This window comes from Avibacterium endocarditidis (genome assembly GCF_002921145.1).
GTDB classification, from domain to species: domain Bacteria; phylum Pseudomonadota; class Gammaproteobacteria; order Enterobacterales; family Pasteurellaceae; genus Avibacterium; species Avibacterium endocarditidis.
The window spans coordinates 1-10,713 of record NZ_PQVI01000045.1; the positions used below are offsets into that span (position 1 = coordinate 1).

18 protein-coding genes and 1 pseudogene are annotated in these 10,713 nt (G+C 40.4%); 3 read left to right on the forward strand and 16 right to left on the reverse strand.

Features of this window, described 5'->3' with window-relative positions; translation table 11 throughout:
* The 3 genes from msrP to C3Z13_RS03955 form a co-directional block, all read left to right on the forward strand.
* The coding region (gene msrP, locus C3Z13_RS03945; protein ID WP_103855064.1) for a protein-methionine-sulfoxide reductase catalytic subunit MsrP at positions 1–400 on the forward strand (400 nt) is incomplete at its 5' end.
* A complete protein-coding gene (locus tag C3Z13_RS03950; RefSeq protein WP_103855065.1) occupies positions 400–606 on the forward strand; it encodes a cytochrome b family protein in 207 nt (68 codons plus the stop codon). The genes msrP and C3Z13_RS03950, both read left to right, overlap by 1 nt.
* Before the next feature lie 16 nt (positions 607–622).
* Positions 623–988, forward strand: a complete 366-nt coding sequence (locus tag C3Z13_RS03955) for a ferric reductase-like transmembrane domain-containing protein (protein WP_342750345.1) — start codon at positions 623–625, stop codon at positions 986–988.
* Between the two features lie 76 nt (positions 989–1,064).
* Here the strand turns inward: C3Z13_RS03955 and rpsQ are convergent, their stop codons facing one another.
* The 16 genes and pseudogenes from rpsQ to hslR form a co-directional block, all read right to left on the reverse strand.
* Entirely contained in the window at positions 1,065–1,319 is a 255-nt protein-coding gene (gene rpsQ, locus C3Z13_RS03960) for a 30S ribosomal protein S17 (RefSeq protein ID WP_017805231.1), read from the reverse strand.
* A complete protein-coding gene (gene rpmC / locus C3Z13_RS03965; protein ID WP_017805230.1) occupies positions 1,319–1,510 on the reverse strand; it encodes a 50S ribosomal protein L29 in 192 nt (63 codons plus the stop codon). Before rpmC ends, rpsQ begins: the two co-directional genes overlap by 1 nt.
* Entirely contained in the window at positions 1,510–1,920 is a 411-nt protein-coding gene (gene rplP, locus C3Z13_RS03970; RefSeq protein ID WP_103855067.1) for a 50S ribosomal protein L16, read from the reverse strand. Before rplP ends, rpmC begins: the two co-directional genes overlap by 1 nt.
* Positions 1,921–1,933: 13 nt before the next feature.
* Positions 1,934–2,638, reverse strand: a complete 705-nt coding sequence (gene rpsC, locus C3Z13_RS03975) for a 30S ribosomal protein S3 (RefSeq protein ID WP_103853557.1) — start codon at positions 2,636–2,638, stop codon at positions 1,934–1,936.
* 18 nt (positions 2,639–2,656) lie between these two features.
* A complete protein-coding gene (gene rplV / locus C3Z13_RS03980; RefSeq protein ID WP_017805227.1) occupies positions 2,657–2,989 on the reverse strand; it encodes a 50S ribosomal protein L22 in 333 nt (110 codons plus the stop codon).
* A 10-nt stretch (positions 2,990–2,999) separates the two neighbouring features.
* Entirely contained in the window at positions 3,000–3,275 is a 276-nt protein-coding gene (gene rpsS, locus C3Z13_RS03985) for a 30S ribosomal protein S19 (RefSeq protein WP_005539416.1), read from the reverse strand.
* A gap of 28 nt (positions 3,276–3,303) precedes the next feature.
* A complete protein-coding gene (gene rplB / locus C3Z13_RS03990) occupies positions 3,304–4,125 on the reverse strand; it encodes a 50S ribosomal protein L2 (protein WP_103853556.1) in 822 nt (273 codons plus the stop codon).
* Positions 4,126–4,146: 21 nt separating this feature from the next.
* A complete protein-coding gene (gene rplW, locus C3Z13_RS03995) occupies positions 4,147–4,449 on the reverse strand; it encodes a 50S ribosomal protein L23 (RefSeq protein ID WP_035687397.1) in 303 nt (100 codons plus the stop codon).
* Entirely contained in the window at positions 4,446–5,048 is a 603-nt protein-coding gene (gene rplD, locus C3Z13_RS04000) for a 50S ribosomal protein L4 (RefSeq protein WP_103853555.1), read from the reverse strand. The genes rplW and rplD overlap by 4 nt, the downstream gene beginning before the upstream one ends.
* Positions 5,049–5,063: 15 nt before the next feature.
* A pseudogene (gene rplC / locus C3Z13_RS04005) lies at positions 5,064–5,692 on the reverse strand (50S ribosomal protein L3).
* A 16-nt stretch (positions 5,693–5,708) separates the two neighbouring features.
* The gene (rpsJ, locus tag C3Z13_RS04010) at positions 5,709–6,020 is read right to left on the reverse strand and encodes a 30S ribosomal protein S10 (protein ID WP_001181005.1); all 312 of its coding nucleotides are present in this window, start codon (positions 6,018–6,020) and stop codon (positions 5,709–5,711) included.
* Between the two features lie 244 nt (positions 6,021–6,264).
* Positions 6,265–6,582, reverse strand: coding sequence for a met regulon transcriptional regulator MetJ (gene metJ / locus C3Z13_RS04015; RefSeq protein WP_103853554.1), 318 nt, complete (start codon positions 6,580–6,582; stop codon positions 6,265–6,267).
* Between the two features lie 107 nt (positions 6,583–6,689).
* On the reverse strand, positions 6,690–7,382 hold the full coding sequence (locus C3Z13_RS04020; protein WP_103855068.1) for a hypothetical protein: 693 nt from the start codon (positions 7,380–7,382) through the stop codon (positions 6,690–6,692).
* Positions 7,383–7,464: 82 nt separating this feature from the next.
* Positions 7,465–9,081 carry a phosphoenolpyruvate carboxykinase (ATP) gene (gene pckA, locus C3Z13_RS04025; protein WP_103855069.1) on the reverse strand — a complete coding sequence of 539 codons (1,617 nt, stop codon included), beginning with the start codon at positions 9,079–9,081 and terminating at the stop codon, positions 7,465–7,467.
* A 201-nt stretch (positions 9,082–9,282) separates the two neighbouring features.
* Complete coding sequence (hslO, locus tag C3Z13_RS04030) at positions 9,283–10,152, reverse strand: Hsp33 family molecular chaperone HslO (RefSeq protein ID WP_103855070.1); 870 nt, start codon at positions 10,150–10,152, stop codon at positions 9,283–9,285.
* Between the two features lie 147 nt (positions 10,153–10,299).
* Positions 10,300–10,713 (reverse strand): ribosome-associated heat shock protein Hsp15 (gene hslR, locus C3Z13_RS04035; RefSeq protein WP_281258768.1); only part of this gene is annotated, 414 nt, incomplete at its 5' end.

Below are 10,713 nucleotides of genomic sequence, written 5' to 3' on the forward strand. Positions count from 1 at the left end.
TTACCCTTATCGGGAAGGTTTAACGATTGCTGAAGCAATGCACCCACTCACGCTGCTCTCCGTTGGACTTTATGGCAAAAAGCTAACGCCTCAAAATGGTGCTCCAATACGTCTAGTCGTTCCTTGGAAATATGGATTTAAAAGCATAAAGTCGATTGTAAAAATTCGTTTAACCGAAACTCGTCCGCTCAATACTTGGCAACAACTTGCGCCGCATGAATATGGCTTTTATGCCAACGTGAACCCAAATGTGCCTCACCCTCGATGGTCACAAGCCAGTGAACGTGTTATTGGTGCAGGCGGATTATTCAATGTGAAGCGACAACCCACCTTGCTGTTTAATGGTTATGATGAAGTTGCCTCACTGTACCAAGGATTAGATTTAACGGTTAATTACTAATGAAATCAGCACGTTTCTTACTGCATTTTACTGCTGGCGCCCCTTTTATATGGCTAGGTCATGAACTCATTATCAACCAAGGACAATATTTTGGGGCCGATCCGATTAAAGAATTAATTCACTTTTTAGGATGGATGGCACTTAGCCTATTTCTAGGTGTTTTTCTCTTCAGAGAGGCGATAGGGCTATTCAAATGGCATAATTAAAAAAACCTATCACCCTATTTTAGGGCTATGGGCAATGGTATGGGCGAGTTTACATATTATTGCCTATTTTTATCTTGAACTGGGATTAGATACTTCCCTGTTTATTAAAGAATTACTCCTACGCCCTTATCTTCTATTAGGTGCATTTGCTTTTGTAATCTTCATTTTTACCTCAGTAATCATGCTGCCAGCTATAAAACGTTATTTACAAAGAACTGTTTTTCCCTTACATCAACTCACTTATATCGCCCTATTTTTTGCAGCAATGCATTATGTTTGGTCATCAAAAAGTTTTCAATTAGGGGCATGGATTTACTTGCTTACAGCAATCCTGCTTCTGATATTGAAAGTGTGGAAATATTTAAAAAGCCATAAACGTTGAGTAAATAATAATGCAACAAAAAAGCCAATGGCATACACCATTGGCTATTGTTTTATTTAAAGCGATAACTAATAAATTAGATTACTGCTTTTTCTACAACGCGAACTAAAGTCCAAGACTTAGTTTTTGAAATCGGGCGACATTCGCGAACTTCTACGACATCACCTAATTTCGCTTCGTTGTTTTCATCGTGTACGTGTAGTTTTGTTGTACGACGGATAAATTTACCGTATAACGGGTGTTTTACCTTACGTTCAATAGCAACAACAAAAGATTTATCCATTTTGTCGCTAACAACTTTACCTTGTACGCTACGAATATTATCAGTCATTACTCACCCGCCTTTTCGGTTAATACAGTTTTCACTTGTGCAATACTGCGACGCACTTGTTTTAACTGATGGGTTTGTTGAAGCTGACCGGTGGCTGCTTGCATACGCAATTTGAATTGCTCACCTAACAAGTTAACCAATTCAGCATTCAGCTCTTCAACAGTTTTTGTACGTAGTTCTTGAGCTTTCATTACATCACCGTTTTAGTTACGAATGTGGTCTTGATTGGCAATTTCGCTGCTGCAAGTGCAAATGCGTTTCTTGCTAATTCTTCAGACACACCATCCATTTCATAAAGTACTTTACCCGGCTGGATTAAAGCTACCCAGTATTCAACGTTACCTTTACCTTTACCCATACGGACTTCTAATGGTTTTTCAGTAATTGGTTTATCTGGGAATACACGGATCCAGATTTTACCTTGACGTTTAATCGCACGAGTCATCGCACGACGTGCTGCCTCAATTTGGCGAGCGGTTAAACGACCACGACCAACTGATTTCAAACCGAAGGTACCGAAGCTAACTTCTGTACCACCTGCAATTCCACGGTTACGACCTTTTTGGACTTTACGGAATTTTGTACGTTTTGGTTGCAACATTTAGCAATTCTCCTTACTTACGACCTTTACCACGTGGTTTTTTAGGCGTGGTAGGTTGTTGTTCTGGTTGTTGTTCAATTGCAGCCATTCCACCAAGAATCTCACCTTTGAAGATCCACACTTTAACGCCGATTACGCCGTATGTTGTGTGAGCTTCTGCAGTGTTATAATCGATGTCCGCACGCAGTGTATGTAATGGTACACGACCTTCACGATACCACTCTGAACGAGCAATCTCTGCACCACCTAAACGACCGCTTACTTCAACTTTGATACCTTTAGCACCTAAACGCATTGCGTTTTGTACTGCACGTTTCATTGCACGGCGGAACATTACACGGCGTTCAAGTTGTGAAGCGATGCTATCAGCAACTAATTTTGCATCTAATTCAGGTTTTTTCACTTCAGCGATGTTGATTTGTGCTGGAACACCTGCGATTGCCGCAACAGCGTTACGTAATTTTTCAACATCTTCGCCTTTTTTACCGATTACGATACCAGGACGAGCTGTGTGAATTGTTACACGAATACTTTTCGCTGGACGCTCAATAGTGATGCGTGAAACGGAAGCATTCGCTAATTCTTTATTTAAGAATTGACGCACTTTGAAATCGCCATCTAAGTTAGATGCGAAATCTTGTGTATTCGCAAACCAAGTAGAGCTCCAAGGCTTAACAATACCTAGGCGAATACCATTTGGATGGACTTTTTGACCCATTGCTATTCCTCTACTAAATTAACGATCTGACACAACCACTGTGATGTGGCTTGTACGTTTTAAAATACGATCTGCACGACCTTTAGCACGTGGCATAACACGTTTCATACTAGGACCTTCATCTACGAAAATCTTAGTCACTTTAAGATCATCGATATCTGCACCATCATTATGCTCTGCATTGGCAATCGCAGACTCAAGCACTTTCTTAACAAGCGATGCCGCTTTTTTGTTAGTGAAAGTTAAAATTTCTAACGCTTGATCTACTTTTTTACCACGGATTAAATCCGCAACTAAGCGAGCTTTTTGCGCTGAAGTGCGAGCGTAACGATGTTTTGCGATAGTTTCCATCTTTTACCCCTTACTTCTTAGCTTTCTTATCCGCAGCGTGTCCGCGGTAAGTACGAGTCGGTGCAAATTCACCGAGTTTATGACCAATCATTTCGTCCGATACATAAACTGGAACGTGCTGACGACCATTATGGACTGCGATGGTCAATCCGATCATTGAAGGAATGATCATTGAACGACGGGACCAAGTTTTAATTGGCTTTTTATCCCCGCTTTCCACCGCCTTCTCTACCTTCTTCAACAAGTGTAGGTCAAGGAAAGGACCTTTCTTGAGAGAACGTGGCATGGCTTATCCTCTTTAATTGATTAAAAAATTATTTACCACGACGACGTACGATGTATTTATCAGTACGTTTGTTATGGCGAGTTTTCTTACCTTTGGTTTGAACGCCCCAAGGAGTAACAGGGTGTTTACCGAAGTTACGACCTTCACCACCACCGTGAGGGTGATCAACAGGGTTCATTGCTGTACCACGAACTGTTGGGCGAACGCCTCTCCAGCGGTTAGCACCAGCTTTACCAAGAACGCGAAGCATATGCTCTGAATTGCCCACTTCACCGATGGTTGCAGAACATTCAGCTAATACTTTACGCATTTCACCTGAGCGAAGACGTAAAGTTACATAGTTACCTTCACGAGCAATAATTTGTACATAAGCACCAGCAGAACGTGCAAGTTGTCCGCCTTTACCTGGTTTTAATTCAACATTATGTACAGTTGAACCAACAGGGATATTACGCATTGGTAATGAGTTACCAACTTTAATAGGTGCGTTTACGCCTGCTTGGATTTGATCGCCTGCGCTTAAACCTTTAGGTGCTAAGATATAACGGCGTTCACCATCTTTATAAAGCACTAAAGCAATATTTGCACTGCGATTTGGATCATATTCAAGACGCTCAACAACCGCTGGGATATCTAACTTGTTACGTTTGAAATCGATTAAACGGTAATGTTGTTTATGACCACCACCGATATGGCGAGTAGTAATACGTCCTAAATTATTACGACCACCAGTTTTAGATTTGCTATCTAATAATGGTGCGTAAGGTTTCCCTTTATGTAATTCAGGGTTTACGATTTTAACAACGTGACGACGACCAGCGGAGGTCGGCTTACATTTTACGATAGCCATTTATTTCTTTCTCCTCCGTAATTACTCTGCACCTTCAACGAAGTCAAGTGATTGACCTTCTTGAAGAGTTACATAAGCTTTTTTCCAGTCACTGCGATGTCCCATCTTCGTACCACGACGTTTAGTTTTACCTTTAACTACAACAGTACGAACAGAATCTACTTTCACTTCAAATAATTCTGCAACAGCTTTTGCAATCTCTGCTTTGTTGGCATCTAAAGCGACTTTGAAAACGATGGTGTTTGACTTCTCAGCGTTATTTGTTGCTTTCTCAGAGACGTGAGGTGCTTTTAACACTTTTAGCAAACGTTCTTGTTGAATCATGCTAACATCTCCTCAATTTGTTTCACTGCATCAACAGTTAAAACCACTTTATCAAAAGCGATTAAACTTACTGGATCAATACCTTGAACATCACGTACATCTACTTTGTATAAGTTACGCGCTGCTAAGAATAGATTCTCATCTAAGTTTGCAGTGATGATAAGAGCGTCAGTTAACGCCATATCTTTTAATTTTTGAACTAAGGCTTTAGTTTTTGGTGCATCGATTTCGAATTTTTCAACAACAACTAAACGATCTTGACGAACAAGCTCAGATAGAATGCTTTTGATTGCACCACGGTACATTTTTTTGTTCACTTTTTGGCTGTGATCTTGTGGTTTCGCTGCGAAAGTTACACCACCTGAACGCCAAATTGGTGATTTCACATCACCAGCGCGAGCGCGACCTGTACCTTTTTGACGCCAAGGTTTTTTACCTGAACCAGACACTTCAGCACGAGTTTTTTGTGCGCGAGAACCTTGACGAGCACCTGCTGCATAAGCAACAACCACTTGGTGGATTAACGCTTCATTAAACTCACGTCCGAAGGTAGTTTCAGAAACAGTTAGTGCGTTTGCACCTACAACTTGTAATTCCATCTCTATCTCCTAGACTTATGCTTTAACTGCTGGTTTAACGATAACATCACTATTAGTTGCACCAGGTACAGAACCTTTAACTAATAATAAATTACGCTCAGCATCTACACGAACAACTTCAAGTGATTGAACGGTTACACGCTCAGCACCTAAGTGTCCAGCCATTTTTTACCTTTAAACACACGACCTGGAGTTTGGTTTTGACCAATAGAACCAAGTACACGATGTGATAAAGAGTTACCGTGGCTTGCATCTTGAGTACGGAAATTCCAACGTTTAACACCACCTTGGAAACCTTTACCTTTAGATGTACCAGTAACATCAACTTTTTTAACATCTGCAAAGATGTCAACATTAATTTCTTGACCTAAAGTGAATTCTTCACCTTCAGTTGTACGAAATTCCCATAAACCGCGACCAGCTTCAACACCTGCTTTCACGAAATGGCCTGCTTCAGGCTTAGTTACACGGCTCGCTTTTTTAGAACCAGTAGTAACTTGAATTGCAGTATAGCCATCGTTTTCAAGAGTTTTAACTTGAGTTACACGGTTTGCTTGGATTTCGATAACAGTAACTGGTACAGACACACCATCTTCATTGAAGATACGAGTCATACCAACTTTACGACCGACTAAACCAATCATTGTCATAACCTCTTAATTAACCTAGGCTGATCTGCACGTCAACGCCGGCAGCCAAATCTAAACGCATTAATGCATCAACAGTTTTTTCTGTTGGTTCTACGATATCTACTAAACGTTTGTGTGTACGAATTTCGTATTGGTCACGAGCGTCTTTATTAACGTGTGGAGAAATCAACACGGTAAAACGTTCTTTACGCGTTGGTAAAGGAATTGGACCACGAACTTGTGCGCCAGTACGTTTAGCTGTTTCTACGATCTCCGCTGTAGATTGATCGATCAAACGATGATCAAAAGCTTTTAAGCGGATACGGATTCTTTGGTTCTGCATTAGACCAGAGCTCCAATAATTTTTAGCTAAAATAAAACTGACACCATCACCTTTCATAAACTTCATTGAAAGGGAAGTGCAGTAACCTAATATTATAGTCCCCCAATCGGGAACATTTTATGTATTACAAAATCTGTAACACGCCTTTAATAAATGATTACATCAAAGGGCTTTCTAAGAAAGCTTGTGGATTATACTTAGCTCAACTAGGAATTGCAACCTATTTCTCAGCAAAATCTGAAATTTAGTATTCCCACTTCTCAGGATTAATCCCTAGTTCACGCATAATATCTTTTGCCTGCTCAGGAATTTCATCGTGGCGTTCTTTTAACAAATCTTCATCGGTCGGTAATGGCTGCCCTGTAAATGCGTGCAAAAATGCCTCACACAATAACTCACTATTTGTTGCGTGGCGTAAATTTTTGAGCTGACGTCTTGTCCGCTCATTGGTTAAAATTTCCAGCACCTTAATTGGAATAGATACCGTAATCTTCTTTACTTGCTCACTCTTCTTACCGTGCTCTGCATAAGGGCTAATATATTTACCGTCCCAATTTGCCATAATGACACCTTAAATCTCCACAAAAATTGTGCTTATTCTAATGAAAAATTACTGAAATCACAATCTAGACATTAAGGCAGTTAGATCAGGCTGTATAAATAAAAGTATCAGGTTTCTACTTGTTCATGTTTTGTTTGCTGAGAAGTTGAATCAGAAGAGCTACTAAGTTCATTTTGTAATTTTCTTGCATTTTCATATGGGATATTATCTGATACGATTACCAAACCTAAAAATGAAAGACCTGTTCCCAGGATGGTAAGAATAATAGTATCTGCATTAGAGAGCTCTCCCCCATCAAAGAACATATTAAGAATAAAAACATAACAAAGCATAAAAATAGCTATCCCTAATACCCCCCACCCAAACAGATTATTGAACCAATAACCAAATCTATCTACTTTATTTATGCTTACTTCCATTTTCCCATCATCGCACAATTTTAAATACCTTGACATCTTTATTAATCTATTGAATGTATATTTCCTATCTAGACTATAATAAAGCTTAACTAAAGCCTCTATACGCCTAAACTCTGCTCTCACTTTCAATGATTTTGAGAGGGAATACTCTAGCCTTTTCTCACGGATTAGAGAACAAATTTCTGGATACCCCTCTGCTAAATTCAGACTGTCCTCAAATCTTTCCAATTTATTTCTTCTCAGATAAGAAATATATTCCTTTATATAGTCCATTTTAAATAAAATATGTATGATATATACAATAATCCCCAGAAAAACTATCGTGATTTCCTTATCCTGAATAAGTTTATGAAAAACATCTAATAGTTCTTTTAGTTCCATTATTTTCCTCCAATATAAAAAACACCGCACTTCAGTTTTACGCCCCCTAAGTGCGGTGTAAATTTTCGTAATTTTTATATGATTAAGCTTTTGGCCCTGCTGCGATTAAGGCTTTACCTTCTTCGTTGGTCGCATATTTTTCAAAGTTTTTCACAAAGCGGTTTGCTAAGTCTTCCGCTTTTGCTTGCCATTGTGCCTTGTCTGCATAAGTATCACGCGGATCTAAAATTGCAGGATCAACCCCTGGCAAAGCTTTTGGAATGGCTAAGTTGAAGATTGGCAACTCAGACATTTCCGCTTTATCAATTGAGCCATCTAAAATTGCGTCAATAATGCCACGAGTATCTTTAATTGAGATACGTTTGCCTGTGCCGTTCCAACCTGTATTCACAAGGTAGGCTTCTGCGCCAGCGGCTTCCATACGTTTCACTAATACTTCTGCATATTGCGTTGGGTGAAGTGATAAGAATGCCGCGCCAAAACAGGCTGAGAAAGTTGGCGTTGGCTCAGTAATACCACGTTCTGTTCCCGCTAATTTTGCGGTGAAGCCAGATAAGAAGTAGTATTTCGTTTGCTCTGGCGTTAATTTTGCCACTGGCGGTAACACACCGAACGCATCAGCCGTTAAGAAGATCACTTTTTTCGCGTGGCCTGCTTTAGAAACTGGTTTTACAATGTTTTCAATGTGGTAGATTGGGTAAGAAACACGGGTATTTTCGGTTTTTGAACCGTCATCATAATCCACTGAACCATCTGCACGCACCACCACGTTTTCTAACAAGGCATCACGTTTAATCGCACGATAAATATCTGGCTCGCTTTCTTCAGAAAGTTTGATGGTTTTCGCATAGCAACCACCTTCGTAGTTGAATACTCCGTCATCGTCCCAACCGTGTTCATCATCACCGATTAATTGGCGTTTTGGATCCGTTGAAAGGGTGGTTTTACCTGTGCCTGATAAGCCGAAGAACACCGCAACATCACCATCTTCACCCACGTTCGCGGAACAATGCATTGATGCAATACCTTTAAGCGGAAGGAAATAGTTCATCATTGAGAACATACCTTTTTTCATTTCGCCGCCGTACCAAGTACCACCGATTAATTGAATACCTTCTGTGATGTTAAACGCCACAAAGTTTTCAGAATTTAAGCCTTGTTCTTTCCAATTTGGATTGGTTACTTTTGAACCATTCATTACCACAAAATCAGGCTTGAAGTTTTCTAATTCTGCCGCTGACGGACGAATAAACATATTAGTTACAAAGTGCGCTTGCCACGCCACTTCTGTAATAATACGCACGGCTAAGCGAGTATCTGGGTTCGCACCACAGAATGCGTCCACCACAAATAGACGTTTGCCTGAAAGCTGTTTAGTCACTAACTCTTTTAAACTTTGCCAAGTGGCTTGGTTCATAGGCTTGTTATCGTTTTTCGCCGCATCGCTTGTCCACCACACGGTATCTTTGGTTTTCTCATCTAATACGATGTATTTATCTTTCGGTGAACGACCTGTGAAAATCCCTGTATCCACCGCAACAGCACCAGATTGGGTAACCGTTCCTTTCTCAAAGCCTTCTAAACCTTCCTTAGTTTCTTCCTCAAAAAGCTGCTCATAACTTGGGTTATACACCACATCTTTTACATCATAAATACCCAAGTTACCCAATTCTGCCACTAGTTTTTTTACGTCAGTCATAAGATATACCTCAATTAAGTTAATATTAAAAAAGATAGCGGTATTCTATGTGAAGTACGAAAAAAAAAATGTTAGGTAGATCTCAAAATCAGAAAAAAACCATTCCATTACTCAAAATAGTTAAGTTTTGTGATGTGAATCAAGGAAAAGAGAGCGGGAAGAGAAATAAAAAAGCACGAACCGAAGTTCGTGCTAATCAAATTATTGTGCGGAATCACGCAATTTTTCAATGGCTTCTTTATTAAAGAAATAATGCGTGCCACAACATTCGCATTGCATATCGATGCTGCCGTTGTGTTCGGCGAGAATTTCGTCAATTTCGTTTTCTGGTAATAATAGCAATGCACCGCCTGAGCGTTCTTGGGTGCAACCACAGAAAAATTCCACATTTTGTGCAGGGTAAATTTCCACGGTTTCTTCGTGATATAAACGGTAAAGCATTTCCTCTGCGCTTAGGCCAAAGATTTCTTCATCTTTTACCGTCGCCGTAAGAGTAGCAAGATGCTCAAAATCCCCTTCTTCGCCCACGCCATCTGGCATCACTTGCAATAACATTCCTGCTGCCACAGGTTCGCCATTAAATTCGCCTGTACGGATAATTAACTGGGTTTGCAACTGCTCAGAACGCACGAAATAATCTTCTAAACATTCCGTAATCGTTGGTTTATCTAAACCAATCACGCCCTGATAACGCTCGCCTTCATTTGGCGTGATGGTGATCACTAATACCCCTTTGCCAATCATTTCGCTTAGGTTCATATCATCACGCACTTCCCCTTGTAAACGGGCTAGCGCACGCATTTTTTGATCATCAGAACCATTCACTAAAGCCAAAGAGAGCGGGCCGTCCCCTTGAATTTGCACGGTAATGCTGCCGTTAAATTTTAGCGTTGCGGTTAAAAGACTGGTCGCCACCATCATTTCGCCCAATAAATTTTGCACCACTTTCGGATAATGATGGGGGTTTAAGGTGTCTTTAAAACTTTGGTTTAAGCGTACCCATTCACCGCGTACAGCACGGTTTTTAAATAGATAACGGTAAAGTTTGTCGTTGTCTGCTTGATATGTCATTTTGTCCTCAATAAATCTTTAGGTTACGCCATTTGCTGAGTGGATTAAGAAAAGAATAGATTTCACCTTTAGGAATATGTTCCCCACGATGCTCACACTCAACTTGGCAATGGGCTTAATATTGGGACGATTTTGCCGATCACAAGATCAATCCTGATATTTAAACTTAAGCAAATCTCGTCGCTCTTTTTTATTTGGACGGCGTTCAGGATTTGGCATTGAAAGAGCATTATTTTTACGCGCAATCGCCCATTTCTCCCGCTTCTCCACACTTTGCGCTGTTTCTTGATACAACAACTGCGCCTCTGGTGCGCCGCGGCGTTGGGTGGAAAGAGCAAGCACTTGCACTTCTTTTTCCTCATTGCCTTGGCGTAATTTAATCAACGCTCCCACTTCCACCGTTTTATTCGGCTTGGTACGCTGGTTGTTATAATGCACCTTACCGCCGTCAATCATTTCTTTCGCAATGGTGCGAGTTTTATAAAAACGTGCCGCCCACAGCCATTTGTCCAAGCGAACCTCATTATCTTCTTTATTATCTCGTTGCTTTGCAGAATTTTT

Coding starts and splice junctions, on each gene's coding strand:
- C3Z13_RS03950 (WP_103855065.1), top strand. CDS start 400: ATGAAATCAGCACGTTTCTTACTGCATTTTACTGCTGGCGCCCCTTTT.
- rpsQ (WP_017805231.1), bottom strand. CDS start 1,319: ATGACTGATAATATTCGTAGCGTACAAGGTAAAGTTGTTAGCGACAAA.
- rpmC (WP_017805230.1), bottom strand. CDS start 1,510: ATGAAAGCTCAAGAACTACGTACAAAAACTGTTGAAGAGCTGAATGCT.
- rplP (WP_103855067.1), bottom strand. CDS start 1,920: ATGTTGCAACCAAAACGTACAAAATTCCGTAAAGTCCAAAAAGGTCGT.
- rpsC (WP_103853557.1), bottom strand. CDS start 2,638: ATGGGTCAAAAAGTCCATCCAAATGGTATTCGCCTAGGTATTGTTAAG.
- rplV (WP_017805227.1), bottom strand. CDS start 2,989: ATGGAAACTATCGCAAAACATCGTTACGCTCGCACTTCAGCGCAAAAA.
- rpsS (WP_005539416.1), bottom strand. CDS start 3,275: ATGCCACGTTCTCTCAAGAAAGGTCCTTTCCTTGACCTACACTTGTTG.
- rplB (WP_103853556.1), bottom strand. CDS start 4,125: ATGGCTATCGTAAAATGTAAGCCGACCTCCGCTGGTCGTCGTCACGTT.
- rplW (WP_035687397.1), bottom strand. CDS start 4,449: ATGATTCAACAAGAACGTTTGCTAAAAGTGTTAAAAGCACCTCACGTC.
- rplD (WP_103853555.1), bottom strand. CDS start 5,048: ATGGAATTACAAGTTGTAGGTGCAAACGCACTAACTGTTTCTGAAACT.
- rpsJ (WP_001181005.1), bottom strand. CDS start 6,020: ATGCAGAACCAAAGAATCCGTATCCGCTTAAAAGCTTTTGATCATCGT.
- metJ (WP_103853554.1), bottom strand. CDS start 6,582: ATGGCAAATTGGGACGGTAAATATATTAGCCCTTATGCAGAGCACGGT.
- C3Z13_RS04020 (WP_103855068.1), bottom strand. CDS start 7,382: ATGGAACTAAAAGAACTATTAGATGTTTTTCATAAACTTATTCAGGAT.
- pckA (WP_103855069.1), bottom strand. CDS start 9,081: ATGACTGACGTAAAAAAACTAGTGGCAGAATTGGGTAACTTGGGTATT.
- hslO (WP_103855070.1), bottom strand. CDS start 10,152: ATGACATATCAAGCAGACAACGACAAACTTTACCGTTATCTATTTAAA.